The sequence below is a fragment of the Sphingomonas sp. genome (assembly GCF_035317925.1).
Lineage (GTDB): Bacteria > Pseudomonadota > Alphaproteobacteria > Sphingomonadales > Sphingomonadaceae > Sphingomonas_I.
This window is the reverse complement of sequence record NZ_DATHFV010000179.1, coordinates 1-15,218: the sequence shown is the minus strand read 5'-3', so window position 1 is coordinate 15,218 and position 15,218 is coordinate 1. Positions and strand designations below refer to the sequence as shown.

Sequence of the window (15,218 nt, the reverse complement as noted above, 5' to 3'; positions counted from 1 at the left end):
CATGCGCGGAGCTGAGCTTTTCGCCGGTTGTGGCGGCCTCGCCTTAGGAATGTCCCGTGCAGGGTTTGAACACGTCGTTATGGCTGAGTTCAACGACGATGCCGTGGCAACCGTTCTTCACAATAAGAACCGGAACATCGACCACGTTTCCAGTTGGCCAATGCAGCTGACGGACGTTCGTCAAATCGACTGGAAAAAATACTCCGGTCAGGTGGAAATGATCTCAGGAGGCCCTCCGTGCCAGCCGTTTGGTATTGGAGGCAAAAAACGCGGTCATGAAGACGCGCGTGATATGTGGCCAGAGGCTGTTAGGGCCGTATCGGAAACGCAGCCTGACGCTTTCTTATTTGAGAATGTCCGTAATCTGGCTGGACCTCGATTTGCCTCATATCTCGAATGGATCAAGAATTGCCTGCGCCATCCGGCTGACAAGCGCAGGATGGATGAAGACTTTGCCGCACACAGCGAACGCCTACGCCTGTCACAAAAGCCTGCTTCTTATGAGGTAATATCCCAGGTCGTGAATGCGGCCGATTTTGGCGCCTCCCAAATTAGGTTTCGTGTCCTGATATTTGGCCTGGCCGCCAAATTGGAAACGCAGCCGAAACCAATGGAGCGGACCCACAGTCGTGAGAGATTGATTTGGGATCAATTTGTCACCGGCGCATATTGGCGCCGACACGGCCTCACCCCCAAACCGCCTTCGCCACGTGATAGAGCTCTAGCTGACGCGCTTCTCATAAAGGGCGTAATTCCGCCTGAGAAACCGTGGGTGACGGTACGAGATGCGCTGGCCGGACTCGGTGATCCAACCGGATCTGACAATCACGTGTTTCAATCAGGAGCTCGCGTTTACAAGGGGCACACCGGTAGTCTCTTGGATCAGCCAGCGAAAGCGCTGAAGGCCGGGGATCATGGAGTGCCGGGCGGAGAGAATATGATGATCCGCGATAATGGTTCGGTGCGCTATTTCACCTTGCGAGAAGCGGCCAGGCTTGTTGGGTTGCCTGATAAATATGCCTTTCCAACTTCCTGGTCGGAAAGCATGCGCCAACTTGGCAATGCGGTGCCAGCGCAACTCGGAGAGGCTGCGGGGCGTTGGGTTCGCGGCACAGTTCTTGAGGCGCGGGAGCGTATCGACCGCAGGGCTGTCGCTTGATCGAGGCCGAACTAGCCGGCCGGCAAATTTTCGCCGACTAAAGAGGCTGCCGCAGGTCCCATGATGGTGAAGCTCGCGGCAAAGAGGTTCAATGTTGACCCAGCTCGCAGTGCCCAGATGGCGCGCGTTCGATCAAAACACACTAAACCCGAGCTGCGTGTGCGGAGAGCGTTGCACGCCGCAGGCCTTCGCTTCAGGCTGCATCGGAAGGATTTACCTGGGAAGCCGGATATCATTCTTCCTTCGCGTCGCATCGCGATCTTCGTACATGGGTGCTTCTGGCATCGGCATCCCGACACCGCTTGCAAGCTCGCGCGTATGCCCAAGTCACGCATAGACTTCTGGGGACCCAAGCTCGCGAGCAATCGGGAGCGAGACATCCAAAAGGAGCAGGCTCTGACCGCCGCCGGCTGGAATGTCTTTACTATTTGGGAGTGCGAGTTGGCGGTCCCAGGGAAGCTAGATGATCTCGTCGAGACATGCCTTACGTTGCCCCGGTTCGACGCCGAGCCCATCTAGGCCCCCATTCCACCAACGGCCCGCTTCGCACCCACGAACGGCACCCCCCGCCTCTGGCCGCTGCCGTCCATAGGGGTATGAAGGGCCGCATGGAGGAAGGATCACCCCACCGCCGCGGCCTGGGCGACTGGGCGATTCCGGTGATCGCCTTGTTCTGGGTGGCGGAATATCTGATCGTCACGACGGTCGATCATCTGGCGTCGGCGACCGCGATATTGTTCCTGCCGCGCGCGCTGATCTGCGTGTCGGGGCTGGTGCTGTCGCTGGCGATCACGCGGATGCGGGGGCGATCGGCGGCGGGGTGGCGGATCATCGCGCTGCCGGCGTTCGCGTTGCTGGGCGCTTTCCTGCAGACGAGCGTGGATTACGGCATCTTCCGCCTGTTCGCACCCGAGATGCGGCCGCGGATCGACGGCACGATCTATCTGGCCGACACGATCCACTGGTTCTGGATCTATGCCGCCCAATTGGGGATCGTGTTCTCCCTGGATTACAGCCGGGCGGTGGCGGATCATGAGCGGCGGATCGCGGTGCTCGACCGGCTGGCGCACCAGGCGCAGCTGCGCGCGCTCCGATACCAATTGAACCCGCATTTCATGTTCAACACGCTCAATTCGATCGCGACCCTGGTGCGGCGCGGCGATGCCGAGACGGCGGAAGGAATGATCGAGGACCTCGCCGATTTCCTGCGCGCGACGTTGGCGGTGGCGCCGAACGAGGATATCGCCCTGTCGCGCGAGCTGGAGCTGCAGGCCTTGTACCTGGCGATCGAGACCAAGCGCTTTCCCGGCCGGCTGCGGGTGGAGATGGACGTGAGCCCCGAGAGCGCGCGGGCTTTGGTGCCGAGCCTGATCACGCAACCGCTGACCGAGAATGTGATCCGCCATGCGGTGGCGGGCAGCCGGGCGAGCGTGCTGTTGAGCATCCTGGCGCGGCGGGTGGAGGATCAATTGCATCTGACGATCGCCAACAGCTCGCCCGATCGGGGGACGGACGCGAAGGGCATGAATGTCGGGCTGACCAATGTCGCGGAGCGGCTGCGGGTGCGGTTCGACGGGGAATGTTCCTTTTCCGCCGGGCTGCAGCCGGACGGGGGGTTTGCCGCCGAAATCCATCTGCCGTTCGTGGTGGCGCGATGACGCTGCGGGCGCTGGTGGTCGACGACGAGCCGCTCGCGATCGAGCGGATGCTGTCGCTGCTGGCGCGCATCCCCGAGGTCGATGTCGCGGCGACGGCGGAGACGGGCGACGAGGCGCTGGCGGCGGTGGCGGCGGGCGGGATCGACCTGCTGTTCCTCGACGTGGAGATGCCGCAGCTCGACGGGTTCGACCTGATCGAGCAATTGATGCGGCGGGGTGGATCGATGCCGCATATCGTGCTGGTGACCGCGCACGAGGCGCATGCGCCGATGGCGTTCGATTGCGGGGTGCTCGATTTCCTGACCAAGCCGGTGCGGCTGGGGCGGCTGGAGACGGCGGTGGCGCGCGCGGCGCACGCGATGCACCAAAGTTATGCGGCGGGGCAGCTGAGCCAGGTATCGGAACAGCTCGACACGCTGCGGCGGACGTTCGACCGGCGGACGTCGGATTATCTGTGGGTGCAACGGCGCGGGGAATCGATCCGGATCGATTTGGCCGAGATCATACGGGTGCAGGCGGAGGGCGAATATATCCGCCTGTTCGTGGACGGCGCGGATTACCTGCACCGGGAATCCCTGACCGCGATGCTGGCGCGGCTGGACGAGGACAAGTTCGTGCGGATCCACCGATCGAGCGCGATCGACCGCGACGCGATCGTCAGCGTGCGGCGGCGGACGACGGGCAATTATCAGGTGACGCTGCGCGACGGGGCGGTGCTGCCGGTCGGGCGGACCTATCGCCAGGCGGTGCGCGCGTTGGTGGCCGAGCGCGGAGAGCCCTCTCCCTCGAGGGAGAGGGTTGGGTGAGGGTGGCCTGACTTCGAGGTCAAGCGCTCGCCTGCGGCTCGCTCCCCCTCACCCAACCCTCTCCCCGCCGGGGAGAGGGCATTTTACGGGCGGTTGGCAGCGCCAAACGGGCCGTTCGCGATTGCGGCCCTCTGCGCCCGCGCAAAAATCGGCAATCCGGGATCGATGAGCGGGAAAATCATGCGCGGGCTGGCGGCCGGCTTGCTGGCGCTGCTGGCGGCGGGCGCGGCGTGGGGCGATGTCGGCCTGACGCCGCTCGGCGGCGATGCGGCGTTGCTGGCGGGATCGAGCTGCAACGTGGTGGTGGTGCGGAGCGACGCGGGGCTGCTGCTGATCGATGACCAGCGCGCGCGGGATTATGCCGAGACGCGCGGGCTGCTCGATGCGAACTATCATCTGCCGGTGACGGAGGTGATCAACACGCACTGGCATCTGGACCATGCCGGCGGCAACGAGGCGTTCGCCACGGCGGGGGCGACGATCGTCGCGCAGGACAATGTCCGCGCGCGGCTGAGCCAGCCGCAATATATGACCGCTTATGCCAGGCTGATCCCGGCATCGGCGGCGATCGCCTGGCCGGGCAAGACCTATCGCGACGGGCTGACGATCCGGTTCGGGCAGGAGGAAGTGCGGCTGGTCCATATCGCCAACGCGCATACCGACGGCGACACGTTGGTGAAGCTGGAGCGGGCCAATGTGCTGCATATGGGCGACGTGTATTTCAACGGGCTCTATCCGTTCATCGATTTGAGCAGCGGGGGCAGCATCCAGGGGATGATCCGCGCGGTCGAGGCGGGGCTGCGGTTGAGCGATGCGAACACCCGGATCGTGCCGGGGCATGGCGCGGTCGCGCGCCGGGCGGAGCTTATGGCGTATCGCGACATGCTGGTGGCGGTCGACCGGGACGTGCGCGGGCAGATATCGCGCGGGCACGATCTGGCGACGATCCTCGCGAGCCATCCGGCGACGGGGTACGCGCTGGAGGGCGACGCGGACCGGATGGTGGCGGCGATCTATGCCAACCACACGTTGCCGGGCGGCGCGGCGCCGGTGCCGGCCGAACCATGACGGAGGCTTCACGGCGGATGGTGCTGAGCGGCGGGCTCGCGCTGGCCGGGCTGTCGACCGCGCTGGAGGCGGCGACCGAGGCGCGGGTGCGGGGTGTGGCATTCGACGCCTTCACCTTGTTCGATCCGCGATCGATCGCGCGGCGGACGATCGAACTGGTGCCGGACAAAGGCGAGCAACTGGCGGCCGCATGGCAGGCCAAGTTGTTCGCTTCGACCTGGCTCATGGCCACGGCGGGGCAATATGAGAGTTTCACGACGCTGGCCGATGCGGCGTTGCGGTTCGCGGCGAAATCGATGGGCGTGCCGCTGAGCGACGCGATGCGGGCCGAACTGGTGGCGGGTTATGGCGAGATGGATCTGTGGCCCGACGTGGCGGCGACGCTCGAGCGGCTGCGCGGCGCGGGGGTGCGGCTGGTGGTGCTGTCGAATTTGGGCGCGGGTTTGCTGATCGGCTCGCTGCGGCGCACGTTTATTCTCAGGCATTTCGACGCGGTGCTGAGCACGGACAAGGTGCGGCGGTTCAAACCATCACCGGCGGCGTACCGGATGGCGACGGGCGCGCTGAGCCTGCCGGCGGACCGAATCGGGTTCGCGGCCTTCGCCGGGTGGGATGCGGCGGGCGCGGGGTGGTTCGGGTATCCGACGGCGTGGATCAATCGGCTGGGGGCGCCGGCGGAGACGGTTGGGCCGGAGCCTTTGGTGACGAGCCGGGATTTGAGCGGGGTGCTGACGCTGGCGGGGTTGGGTTAGGGCACCGCACGGGCGACAAAAGTCGTGTGGAACAGCTGGAGTTCGCCCGGATCGAGATCGGACACCGCCCAATATTCGAGGCCGCCTTTGGTCCAGCGGACGAGGCTGTAGCCTTCGAGCCGCCTGGTCTCGCCGAACGGCAGCGACAGCGTGCCGGCGGGGCGGACGAACAGGTTGATCGTGTGGAGGCGGCGGCGATAGACGATCGCGGCGACCGCGTGATCGTCGATATAATCGAGCCGGCCGCCGACCAACGGAAAGCCTTCGTCGGCGAGCTCGGGCACGGGCGGGGCGAAATCGATCTTGCCGTTGAACCAGGGCTTCACGACGTGGCGGTTGGAGGTCGGGATATCGGTCAGGTGGCCGACCATCAGCGAGCGGATGTGGCTCTGGACGAGCTGATCCTCGGTGCCGGTATGGGTGAGCTGCGGCATCGCGATCATCAGCGCGAGGCTGGCGGCGATGCCGACCATCGCGCCCGAGGCCCAGCGGCCGTTCCAGACGTGCGCGGCGATCGCGCCGCCGCCGGCCAGTGCGTAGGGTGCGCGGGGCGGTGGTGGGGCGGATCGGCGCGGGGCGCTGGATGTGGGCGTCGCGGCGGCATCGAGCGCGGCGTCGATGCGGTTGCGCAAGGCCTGCGGCGCGCGGTGGGTGAGCGCGTCGTCGCGCAGCACTTCGCGCATCGCCTCGATCAAAGCGAGTTCGGCGCGGCAATCGGCGCAGGTCTTGAGATGGGCCTCGATCGCGAGCGTGTTGGCGGCGTCGAGTTCGCCGTCGGCGAGGCCGTGGATCAGCAGCAGTTTGTCGGGACACGCGCTCATGACCGGGCCTCCCTGGACGCACCCGGTTCGGGCATCAACATCTGGCCCAGCATCTGCCGCGCGCGGGCGAGGCGCGACATGACCGTCCCGATCGGCACGTTGGTGATGGCGGCGATATCCTTGTAGGCGAGCTCCTCCATCTCGCGCAGCACGATCGCCTCGCGGAAGGGCTCGGGCAGTTGCTCGATCGTGTGGCGCAGCATCGCGGCCTCGCGCCGGCCGGCGACGATGGTTTCGGGATTCTGCGCATCGGCCGGGTCGGCGAGCGCGACCATGTCCGCCTCGGTCATCGCGACCGCGCGATTCGGGCCGACCGAATTCAGGAAGCAGTTGCGGACGATCGCGAGCAGCCACGCCTTGCTGTTGTCGCCGCGCCAGGTGTCGAAGCCGCGGAAGGCGCGCAGGAACGCGTCCTGGACGATATCCTCGGCCGCGGTGGCATCGCGGGTGAGATAGCGCGCGAGCGAATAGGCGGCGTCCATGTGCGGCAGCATGATCTGGCGGAATTGCTCCGCCCGATCGCGCGCCGCCTCGTCCGCGCGGCCGTCGCGCCGCGCGGAGAAGACCAGATGCGGTCTGAAGAGACTGCGGCCGCTCATTCGTAGGTGCCCTAGCCCGCCTTGACGATGATCTTGCCGGTCATGTGCGGATGAAGCGAGCAGAAATAGGCGTAATCGCCGGGTTTGGTGAAGGTGAAAGAATAAGAGTCGTCCGAATCCAGAGCGGCGGAGCGGAAGCCCTTGTCGTCGGCGACGACGGTGTGGGGGTCCTCGTCCGCGTTGGTCCAGGTGACGGTGGTGCCGGGAGCGACGGTGACGACCTGGGGCACGAACGCGAAACCCTTGATCGCGACCGACACCTTGGCCGGGGCGGCGGCGAGGGCCTGGCCGGCGAGGATGCCGGCCATCGGGGTGGACAGAGCGAGCAGGAACGCAACGCTACGGACGCTTGGGGAAGACAATGACATTGGGAACTCCGAAAAGGTTGGGAAGTGGAAAGGCTCAGGCGAGCGAGCTGTCGATCAGCGCGATCGGCGCGTTGCCGCGCGTGAAAGTCGCGCTGCGGATGCCGAGCATCGAGGGCAGCTGCTCCGTCGGCACCTTGAGCGGTCCAGGCGACGGAGCAGCACCCGGCGCCGGCTGGGGGTAGGCCGTGGAACGCGCCGAGTGGAATGAGATGTTGCCGTCCACCTTCTGCAATATCTGGTGGATATGGCCGTTGAGGACGGTGACCGAACCGAAGCGGCGGAGGAAACCGAGCGCCTGCGCGCTGTCGTCGGTGCCCCAACCCCATTCCTCATAGACGGTCCACAACGGGATGTGGGCGAAGACCACGATCGGCGTGCTCGACGACAGGCCGGCGAGGTCCTTCTTCAGCCAGGCGAGCTGATCGTCGCCGATATGGGCCATGCCGCCGGGCTTGAGATTGGCGACATTGTTGAGCGCGACGAAGTGCACGCCGTTGTGATCGAAGCTGTACCAGCCGGTGCCGAGCGTCCCCTTGCCGTAGTGCGCGAGGAAGGCCTTGCCGCCGCCCTCGTCGAGGAAATCATGCTCGCCCGGCACGTAGAAAATCGGCGTGCCGAGATCGCTGAGGATCGCCTTGGCATCGTCGAACTGCTCGTCCTTGGAGAGGTGCGTGATGTCGCCGGTGTGGAGGATCAGATCGGGCTTTTGCGGCAGCGCCTTGATCTTCGCGACCGCTTCCAGCGCGGTGGCACGCGTGTTGGGATTGGCGGGCTTGTCGAAACCGAGATGCGTGTCGCTGATCTGGAGGAAGGTGAAGGGCTTGGTCTTGCCCATGATCGGCCGGGCGGCGAGCGCCGCGTCGAGGCTGATCGAAGAGGTGACGCCGCCCGCCATCGTGTAGAGCGCGGCGGTGCCGGCCCAGCCCGCGCAACGCGTGAGCAGGCCGCGCCGGCTGAGGGCGGATTCGTCCAGATCGTGGTCGTGATGATCGTGCATCGTGCGAGTCCCGTTTCGGTGAGGTTCGGGGTGCAAGACCGGCGCGCCGCGCGATCTATTCCCGGACGGGCGAAATATTTTTCGCACGGGCCGGGAGCATCGCGCGCAGGACGTTGTCGCGCATCAGAAAATGGTGGGCGAGCGCGGCGAGCGCGTGGAGGCCGATCAGGATGAGCAACGCCCAGGCGCCGCGTTCGTGGAGGTCATGCACGGCGTGGCCGAACGCCTTGTCCTTCGCCATCAGGACCGGGATGTTGGCGCCGAGCAGGGCGAAGGGCTTGCCGTGGGCGATGCTCTGCAGGAAGCCGGTGAGCGGCTGGAGCAGCAGCAAGGCGTAGAGCGCGGCTTCGTTGGCGCGGGCGATGAGGTGCTGGAGGGGGCCGACGGTGGCGGGCAGTTTGGGCGTGCGCGCCATGCCGAACTTCCACAGCAAACGGATCAGGGTGAGGAGCCACAGCGCGCCGCCGAGCGAGCGGTGGGCGTACAACAGGGTGGCGGCGGTGTCCCCGTCGCTCGCGAAGGCGCGCATCCAGGCGGTGGCGAAGAGGCCGACGATCAGCAGCAGGGTCGCCCAGTGGATCGCCATGCTGACGCCGTCGAAACGGTCGGGGCGCGTATCCTCATGCCAGAGGCTGGTGGTGGTATCGGTCATGTTTGCGTCTCCGAAATCCGCACAGACACGGAGACGCGGCGTTTTATTCCCGAATTATTTGTCGGGCGCGTTCTTGACCCGCCGATCGAGGAAATCCTCGATCGTCTTCCAGCGATGGAGCGAGGCGCGGGTGTTGAAGCCGTGGGTCTGGCCGGGATAGGCCATCATTTCGAACCTGGCGCCGGCCTGCTGGAGCGCGCCGTACATGACGGTGCTGTTTTCGAACACGACATTGTCGTCGGCCATGCCGTGCAGCATCAGCAACGGATCGCTGATCTTGGCGGCGTCGGCGATCGTGTCCGACGCGGTGTAAGGCGGCATGCCGAGATAGCGTTCGGTGTAGGCGGTGTCGTAGAATTCCCACTTCGTCACCGGCGCTCCTGCGATGCCGGCGGCGTAGAGGCCAGGATTGGCCTGCAGCATCTTGAGCGTCATGTAGCCGCCATAGGACCAGCCGAAGGTCGCGATCCTTTTGGGATCGACGAAGGGCTGGGTTTGCAGCCAGCGCGCGCCCGCCGCCTGATCGGCGACCTCCACGCCCCCCATCGCGTGATAGAGCGGCGCTTCGAAGGCGTGACCGCGATTGGCCGAGCCGCGATTGTCGATCGCGAAGTAGATCCAGCCCTTGCTCACCCAATATTGCGGCAGGGCGCCCATCCAGGAACGCTTGACCTGCTGCAGATGCGGGCCGCCATAATGTTCGAAGAAGACCGGGTAATGCTTGCCCGGCTCGAGCGGCGGCGTGATCATCTCATAATGGAGCGTGGCACCGTCGGCGGTCTGGATCGTGCCGTAGGTGACCGGGCGGTGCATCGCCAGATAAGGCGCGTAGGGATGCGACGCGTCGAGCTTGTTCTCCGCGATCCAGGCGATGCGCTTGCCGGCGGCGTCGGCGAGATAGACCTGGCTAGGCTGGGTCGGCGACGAGCGGGTGACGAGCAGGCGGGTGCCGGCGCCATCCATCTCGGCTTCGTTCCAATAGCCGCGTTCGGTCAGCCGCCTGGGCTCGCCCGGGTGGAGATAGTCGACCGCGTAGACCTGGCTTTCGAGCAGATCGTCCTTGTTGGCGGCGAAGAACAGGCGGTGGCTTTTCTCGTCGACGCCGATCAGCCCGGTCGGGTGGGATTGGGCGTCGGTTTCCAGCGTCCAGTCGCCATGGGTGAGCTGGGTCCATTTACCGCTGACGAAGCGGTAGAGATGCTTGCTGCCTGAGCGTTCGGAGCCCCAGATCAGGCTGCCGTCGCGCAAGGCACGGAAATCGTAATTGAGATTGACCCAGGTCGGCGACGTCTCGCTGAGCAGGACGTGCGACGCGCCGGTGGCGGGATCTGCGGCGAGCAGATCGAGCGTCTTTTGGTCACGGCTGAGGCGCTGGACGTAGAGCGTGCGCCCGTCGGGCGCCCAATTGACGCGCGCGAGATAGATGTCGGCGCTTGGGCCGAGATCGACCTTGACCCGGCTGCCGCCGTCGGGCGCGACGACATAGAGCGAGACCGCGACATTGGGGGTGCCGGCGGCGGGGTAACGTTGCTCGAAGGTGCGGGTGCCGTCGGTGCCGATCGCGGCGCGGGTGACGATCTTGACCTGGGCCTCGTCATAGCATTCGACCGCGACCGCCTTGTCGCCCGGCGCCCACCAATGACCGGTGAAGCGGTCCATTTCCTCCTGCGCGACGAATTCGGCGGTGCCGCAGGTGATCGTACCGCTGCCGTCTTTGGTGAGCTGACGTTCGGCCCCGGTGGCAAGGTCGTTCGCGAACAGATTCTGGTCGCGCACGAAGCTCACATAATGGCCGCCGCGCGAGACATGGGCGTCGATCTCGGACTGGGGCGTGTCGGTCAGGCGGCGGACCTTGCCGTCGAGGCCGGCGAGGTAGAGGTCGCCGTCGATCGGGACGAGGACCGACTTGCCGTCGGGCGCCCATTCATAGTCGACGATGCCTTTGGTGCCGCCGACGCGCGCGCGTTCGCGGCGCATCTTCTCGGCCTCGGAGATTTCGCCGCCGGAGCCGATCTTCGCGCTGTCGACCAGCATGCGGGCCTGCCCCGTTTTGGTGTCGATCCCCCACAGATCGTAGCGGTCGCGATCGTCGGGGCGGTTGCGCAGCAGGGTCGCGAGGCTGCCGTCAGGGGACAGGCGCACCTTGCGTGGCGCGGGACCGTCGAGCGAGGGGCTGGCGAAGATGCGCTCCAGCGTGAGCTGTTCGGCGGCGGCGGGCGCCACGACGAAGGTGAGCGCGAGGGCGGCGAGCATGGGCTTGAGCATAAGGTGGTTATGCCTGCGCGGGCGGGAATGGGAAGCCTCCTCCGTCATGCCGGACTTGTTCCGGCATCCACCCGGAGGCAGACGGCTCGCCGCGGGGTGGACCCCGGAACAAGTCCGGGGTGACGAAAGGCAAAAGAAAGGGCCGCCCCGGTTTCCCGGAGCGGCCCTCTATCTTTCAGCCGTGGCGAAGGCTCAGCCCTCGGCGACTTCGGTCGGGCGGTTGTCGCGGCGCTCGGCTATACGCGCCGACTTGCCGGTGCGGCCGCGCAGATAATAGAGCTTGGCGCGACGGACGACGCCCTTGCGGACGACCTCGATCGAATCGATGTTCGGCGAATAAAGCGGGAAGACGCGCTCGACGCCCTCGCCGAACGAAATCTTGCGGACGGTGAAGCTGCTGCCCATGCCCTTGTTGGAGCGGGCGATGCAGACACCCTCGTAATTCTGGACGCGGGCGCGTTCGCCTTCGACCACCTTCACGCCGACCTTGAGCGTATCGCCCGGGCGGAATTCGGGAATCGCGCGCTTTGCGGTCAGCGCCGCGATCTGCTCGGCTTCGAGCGTCTGGATGAGGTTCATCTCATTCTTCCTTCTTTTGCCGCGCGCCAGAGGGAGACTGAACCCGCGCGCCGACATGGCGCTCCCAAAGGTCCGGTCTCCGTGACCGTGTATCGATCTCGGCCTGTGACTTTCGCCACGCCGCTATCTTCGCATGATCCCCCGATCGCAGCACTTCGGGGATCGTGCGCCCTTCCCATTCAGCAGGTCGGGTATAATGCGGATATTCGAGGAGGCCGCTTTCGAAGCTCTCCTCATCTCCGCTCGAAGGCGCGCCCATTACGCCGGGAAGCAGCCGAACGCAAGCATCGAGCAGGACGAGCGCCCCGAGCTCGCCGCCGGAGAGGACATAGTCGCCGATCGAGACGGGTTCGATGGCGCGCGCCTCGAACAGGCGTTCGTCGATCCCCTCGAAGCGGCCGCACAGGATGGCGACGCCCGGACCGGCGGCAAGTGCGCGCACGCGATCCTGGGTGAGCGGCTTGCCGCGCGGCGTCATCGCCAGCAACGGCATGTTTTCGGGCACCGCGGCGTCGATCGCGGCGGCGAGTACGTCGGCGCGCATCACCATGCCGGCGCCGCCGCCCGCAGGGGTATCGTCGACCGAGCGATGCTTGTCGGTGGCGAAGTCGCGGATCTGGACCGCGTCGCACGACCATTTGCCCTCGGCGAGCGCGCGGCCGGCGAGGCTGATGCCCAACGGGCCGGGGAACATCTCCGGATAGAGGGTGAGGATTTTGGCGGCGAAGGTCATTCTGTATCCGTTGGCTCAGACCAGAAGCCCTGATCGATCACCTTCGCAATATGCCGCACCGTCAAACGCTCGTCGCCTCCGTTAGGTGGCGGTATTACCGGCTCGCCGCGGGAGCGAACGATCAACCTCCATAAAAGCCAGAAGGGCAGCATCAAACATCCGCAGCCACGGAACGAGGCACGCTGATCCGAGAACCGTAGCCATGGTATTTCGTGGACGATCTCCCCGAATTCCTGATGCATGTCATGGGCAAAATCATCGATGTCGATGCCGTCGATTCGGGCATCGTGCGACATCGACGTATCGGGCGTTATCTCATCGAAACCCAGCGCGCGCTGCGGCGATGTCATGATCGTCGCAACCCTTGCCTCCGTTTCGGTGAGGGCGGCGCTCATTCGTTAGTCGCCCACGCTGTTTGCAATGCGCGCGGCAAGCCAGGCGACGACGATACCGAGCACCGGCATCAGGAAGAACAAAAGCCACCAGTCGCGCACGAGACTTTGCTCGCCGCTCGCGAGCAGCGCACCGACCAGCAGTACGGGCACGAGCAGCACCAGCAAAGCGCGCGTGATGCGGAGCGCGCCCGGGGCGAGCTTCTTCCGCTCCGCACCGACGACGCCATAGGCGATCAGCACGAGATAGACGGTCAGGATCAGCAGCATCAAAGTGCCGAGCGTCATGCGGGTTGCTCCATGCGGCCGGTGCGCAGGCCGAGCGCCCAATCGGGCCGGCCGTCGCGATCCGCCTTGGCGGCGGCGGCGAGGTGGTCATAGTCGACCTGGTGAAAGGTCACGGCGCCATTCTCGACAATCGCGTAGCGTGCGCGGGGATCGCCATTCTCGACGGTATAGGTGTTGGGATGATCGTCGTGGAACGCCTGCAGCCCGACGCTGCCGGGATTGGCGACGCGGCGGCCGTCGGCCAGCACGCGCTCGCCCGGGATATGGCTATGCCCGCACAGGATCAGCGGCTCGGGTCGATCGCCGGTGCGATCCTGCACTTCGGCATCGGTGGCGTCGCGAATGCCCGCGGGTTCGACCGTGAACAGATAGTGGGTGAGGTCGCTTGCCGGCGTGCCGTGGCAAAGGAAGATGTCGGGCGTGAGCTCGCAGGTCGCAGGCTGGGCGGCGAGCCAGGCGAGCTGGCGTTCGTTCAGTTGTTCGCGCGCGAAGATGTCGCTCGCGCCCATCCGGTCGCGCGGCAAAGTCAGTACCTGGCGTTCGTGGTTGCCGGCGATGGTCGGCCAATCGCGCGCCATCAGGAAATCGGCGGTCTCGGCCGGCCAGAGCGGCCCGGAGAGCGTGTCGCCGAGATTGACGAAGCCGGTGCAGCCCTGCGCCCGCGCATCGGCGATCACCGCTTCGAGCGCGGGCAGATTGCCGTGGATGTCGGACAGGATGGCGAGACGGGTCACGGGCGGGTCCAGTTTTCGATCTTCAAACCGGGGATGTCGGCGAAGTCGGCTTCGTTATTGGTGATAAGGGTGAGATTGCGGCTGACGGCGTGGGCCGCCAACAGTCTATCGAAACGGCCGCGTTTAAAGGGGAGTCGAGCATAGGCCTCGGCATCCCTTTCCTCAAAAGGCAGCAGCGGCATTTCCTGACGCAATCTCGTCAACCGATCATCGGCCGGGGCCTTGCCCAAGTGCGCGCCGACAGCGAGCTCTGCCAGCACGATGACCGACAGGCCAATACTGCCGGCTTCAGTGTGCGCGATCTTACGGCCGAGCTCGGGATAATTGCCGCCGAAAAGATAGATGCAGCAATTGCTGTCGATCAGATAGCGCACCTAGGGTTTGTAGTCCGGATCGAGCAGATGCCAGTCGCGCGGTGGATCATCGAACTCGCGTTCCTCCGGCGTGAACGGCCTTGCTTCCGGCATCGAGCCCCAAATCCCGGTCAGATCGATCTTGCGCCTGGGCGCCTCGATCGGCTCGACCTTGAAGCCGGCGCGATCCTCGCGGACGATCATCATCTCGTCGCCGTCCTTGAGCCCGAGCGCCTTCGGCAGCCGCAAGGCGACCGAATTGCCCGACTTGAACACCTTGGCGCGATATTCCTCGCTCACGATTCGTCTCCGTATATACGGGATGTATATACGGATTTGGCGCACATCGGGAGAGATTTCTTTGGGCGCGCAGACGCGCGCACCCACCCCTTTCCCCTCCCTGGGAAGGGAGGGGTAATCTAAGTGACGAAGGCTTCGTCGACGACCAGGCGTTGGTCGTCCCATTCGGGGACGGCCTGGAGGTTCATCGGGACCATGAAGCGCTTCTTGTCGGGGCGTTCGACCTCGATCACATCGCCCGCGCCGAAATCGTCGATCGCGATGACGACGCCCAATGGATCGCCCGCAACAGAGACGACCGGCAGGCCGAGCAGATCTGCGTGGTAATATTCGCCCTCTTCCAGGGGCGGCAGCGCTGAGCGAGGCACGGTCAGTTCGGTGCCGCGCAGCCGTTCGGCGGCGTTGCGATCCGGCACCTCCGCGAAGCGGGCGATGCCGTTGCGCAAGGACTTCACCGTCAGGCTACCGTTGTTGAACGAACGGTAGCCCGACAGATCGTTGGCGAAGAGCTTCAGGCGGACTTCGCCCGTCACGCCGTGCGCGCCGGTTATGACGGCGAGCGTGACGGGCGCGTCAGGCTTCACGCCTTGGCGTGCTCGGCACCCTCAGCCGGGGCGGCATCGTCCGAACCCTCGGCCGGGTCTTCGGCGGACTCGCCGACATCGGTGGCTTCGTCAGCCGGGGTGGCTTCGTC

Annotated in this window: 20 protein-coding genes; 6 read left to right on the top strand and 14 right to left on the bottom strand. The window is 65.5% G+C overall.

Translation table 11 applies throughout. The features are described 5' to 3' along the window. Nucleotide 1 precedes the first annotated feature (1 nt). The 6 genes from VK533_RS13480 (at nt 2) to VK533_RS13455 (ending at nt 5,443) form a co-directional block, all read left to right on the top strand. Entirely contained in the window at nt 2–1,159 is a 1,158-nt protein-coding gene (locus tag VK533_RS13480; protein WP_324378489.1) for a DNA cytosine methyltransferase, read from the top strand. Between the two features lie 60 nt (nt 1,160–1,219). Next, nucleotides 1,220–1,678, top strand: coding sequence for a very short patch repair endonuclease (locus VK533_RS13475; RefSeq protein WP_324378487.1), 459 nt, complete (start codon nt 1,220–1,222; stop codon nt 1,676–1,678). An 89-nt stretch (nt 1,679–1,767) separates the two neighbouring features. Next, entirely contained in the window at nt 1,768–2,817 is a 1,050-nt protein-coding gene (locus VK533_RS13470; protein ID WP_324378485.1) for a sensor histidine kinase, read from the top strand. Beyond that, on the top strand, nt 2,814–3,623 hold the full coding sequence (locus VK533_RS13465) for a LytTR family DNA-binding domain-containing protein (protein ID WP_324378483.1): 810 nt from the start codon (nt 2,814–2,816) through the stop codon (nt 3,621–3,623). Before VK533_RS13470 ends, VK533_RS13465 begins: the two co-directional genes overlap by 4 nt. A 165-nt stretch (nt 3,624–3,788) precedes the next feature. After that, nucleotides 3,789–4,691 (top strand): MBL fold metallo-hydrolase, encoded by a 903-nt coding sequence (locus tag VK533_RS13460; protein WP_324378481.1) that lies wholly within the window; start codon nt 3,789–3,791, stop codon nt 4,689–4,691. Continuing rightward, a complete protein-coding gene (locus VK533_RS13455; protein ID WP_324378479.1) occupies nt 4,688–5,443 on the top strand; it encodes a haloacid dehalogenase type II in 756 nt (251 codons plus the stop codon). Before VK533_RS13460 ends, VK533_RS13455 begins: the two co-directional genes overlap by 4 nt. Here the strand turns inward: VK533_RS13455 and VK533_RS13450 are convergent. The 14 genes from VK533_RS13450 to rimM form a co-directional block, all read right to left on the bottom strand. Then, on the bottom strand, nt 5,440–6,264 hold the full coding sequence (locus VK533_RS13450; RefSeq protein WP_324378478.1) for an anti-sigma factor: 825 nt from the start codon (nt 6,262–6,264) through the stop codon (nt 5,440–5,442). The genes VK533_RS13455 and VK533_RS13450 overlap by 4 nt on opposite strands. After that, nucleotides 6,261–6,863 carry a sigma-70 family RNA polymerase sigma factor gene (locus tag VK533_RS13445; protein WP_324378476.1) on the bottom strand — a complete coding sequence of 201 codons (603 nt, stop codon included), beginning with the start codon at nt 6,861–6,863 and terminating at the stop codon, nt 6,261–6,263. Before VK533_RS13445 ends, VK533_RS13450 begins: the two co-directional genes overlap by 4 nt. An 11-nt stretch (nt 6,864–6,874) precedes the next feature. Next, entirely contained in the window at nt 6,875–7,231 is a 357-nt protein-coding gene (locus tag VK533_RS13440; RefSeq protein ID WP_324378474.1) for a cupredoxin family copper-binding protein, read from the bottom strand. Between the two features lie 34 nt (nt 7,232–7,265). Then, nucleotides 7,266–8,228: a metallophosphoesterase family protein gene (locus VK533_RS13435; protein WP_324378472.1), complete on the bottom strand. Its 963-nt coding sequence runs from the start codon at nt 8,226–8,228 to the stop codon at nt 7,266–7,268. A 55-nt stretch (nt 8,229–8,283) separates the two neighbouring features. After that, nucleotides 8,284–8,880 carry a cytochrome b gene (locus tag VK533_RS13430; RefSeq protein ID WP_324378469.1) on the bottom strand — a complete coding sequence of 199 codons (597 nt, stop codon included), beginning with the start codon at nt 8,878–8,880 and terminating at the stop codon, nt 8,284–8,286. Nucleotides 8,881–8,934: 54 nt separating this feature from the next. Continuing rightward, nucleotides 8,935–11,133 (bottom strand): S9 family peptidase, encoded by a 2,199-nt coding sequence (locus tag VK533_RS13425; RefSeq protein WP_324378467.1) that lies wholly within the window; start codon nt 11,131–11,133, stop codon nt 8,935–8,937. A 204-nt stretch (nt 11,134–11,337) separates the two neighbouring features. Beyond that, entirely contained in the window at nt 11,338–11,724 is a 387-nt protein-coding gene (gene rplS / locus VK533_RS13420; protein WP_324378466.1) for a 50S ribosomal protein L19, read from the bottom strand. Between the two features lies 1 nt (nt 11,725). Further along, the gene (gene trmD / locus VK533_RS13415) at nt 11,726–12,457 is read right to left on the bottom strand and encodes a tRNA (guanosine(37)-N1)-methyltransferase TrmD (RefSeq protein WP_324378464.1); all 732 of its coding nucleotides are present in this window, start codon (nt 12,455–12,457) and stop codon (nt 11,726–11,728) included. Next, nucleotides 12,454–12,852: a hypothetical protein gene (locus VK533_RS13410; protein WP_324378462.1), complete on the bottom strand. Its 399-nt coding sequence runs from the start codon at nt 12,850–12,852 to the stop codon at nt 12,454–12,456. Before VK533_RS13410 ends, trmD begins: the two co-directional genes overlap by 4 nt. Before the next feature lie 3 nt (nt 12,853–12,855). Continuing rightward, nucleotides 12,856–13,137, bottom strand: coding sequence for a hypothetical protein (locus VK533_RS13405; RefSeq protein ID WP_324378461.1), 282 nt, complete (start codon nt 13,135–13,137; stop codon nt 12,856–12,858). Next, entirely contained in the window at nt 13,134–13,871 is a 738-nt protein-coding gene (locus VK533_RS13400; RefSeq protein WP_324378459.1) for a metallophosphoesterase family protein, read from the bottom strand. The genes VK533_RS13405 and VK533_RS13400 overlap by 4 nt, the downstream gene beginning before the upstream one ends. Next, nucleotides 13,868–14,245 (bottom strand): type II toxin-antitoxin system VapC family toxin, encoded by a 378-nt coding sequence (locus tag VK533_RS13395; RefSeq protein WP_324378457.1) that lies wholly within the window; start codon nt 14,243–14,245, stop codon nt 13,868–13,870. Before VK533_RS13395 ends, VK533_RS13400 begins: the two co-directional genes overlap by 4 nt. After that, nucleotides 14,246–14,524 carry an AbrB/MazE/SpoVT family DNA-binding domain-containing protein gene (locus VK533_RS13390; RefSeq protein ID WP_324378455.1) on the bottom strand — a complete coding sequence of 93 codons (279 nt, stop codon included), beginning with the start codon at nt 14,522–14,524 and terminating at the stop codon, nt 14,246–14,248. Nucleotides 14,525–14,643: 119 nt separating this feature from the next. Then, entirely contained in the window at nt 14,644–15,108 is a 465-nt protein-coding gene (rimM, locus tag VK533_RS13385) for a ribosome maturation factor RimM (RefSeq protein WP_324378453.1), read from the bottom strand. Between the last annotated feature and the right edge of the window lie 110 nt (nt 15,109–15,218).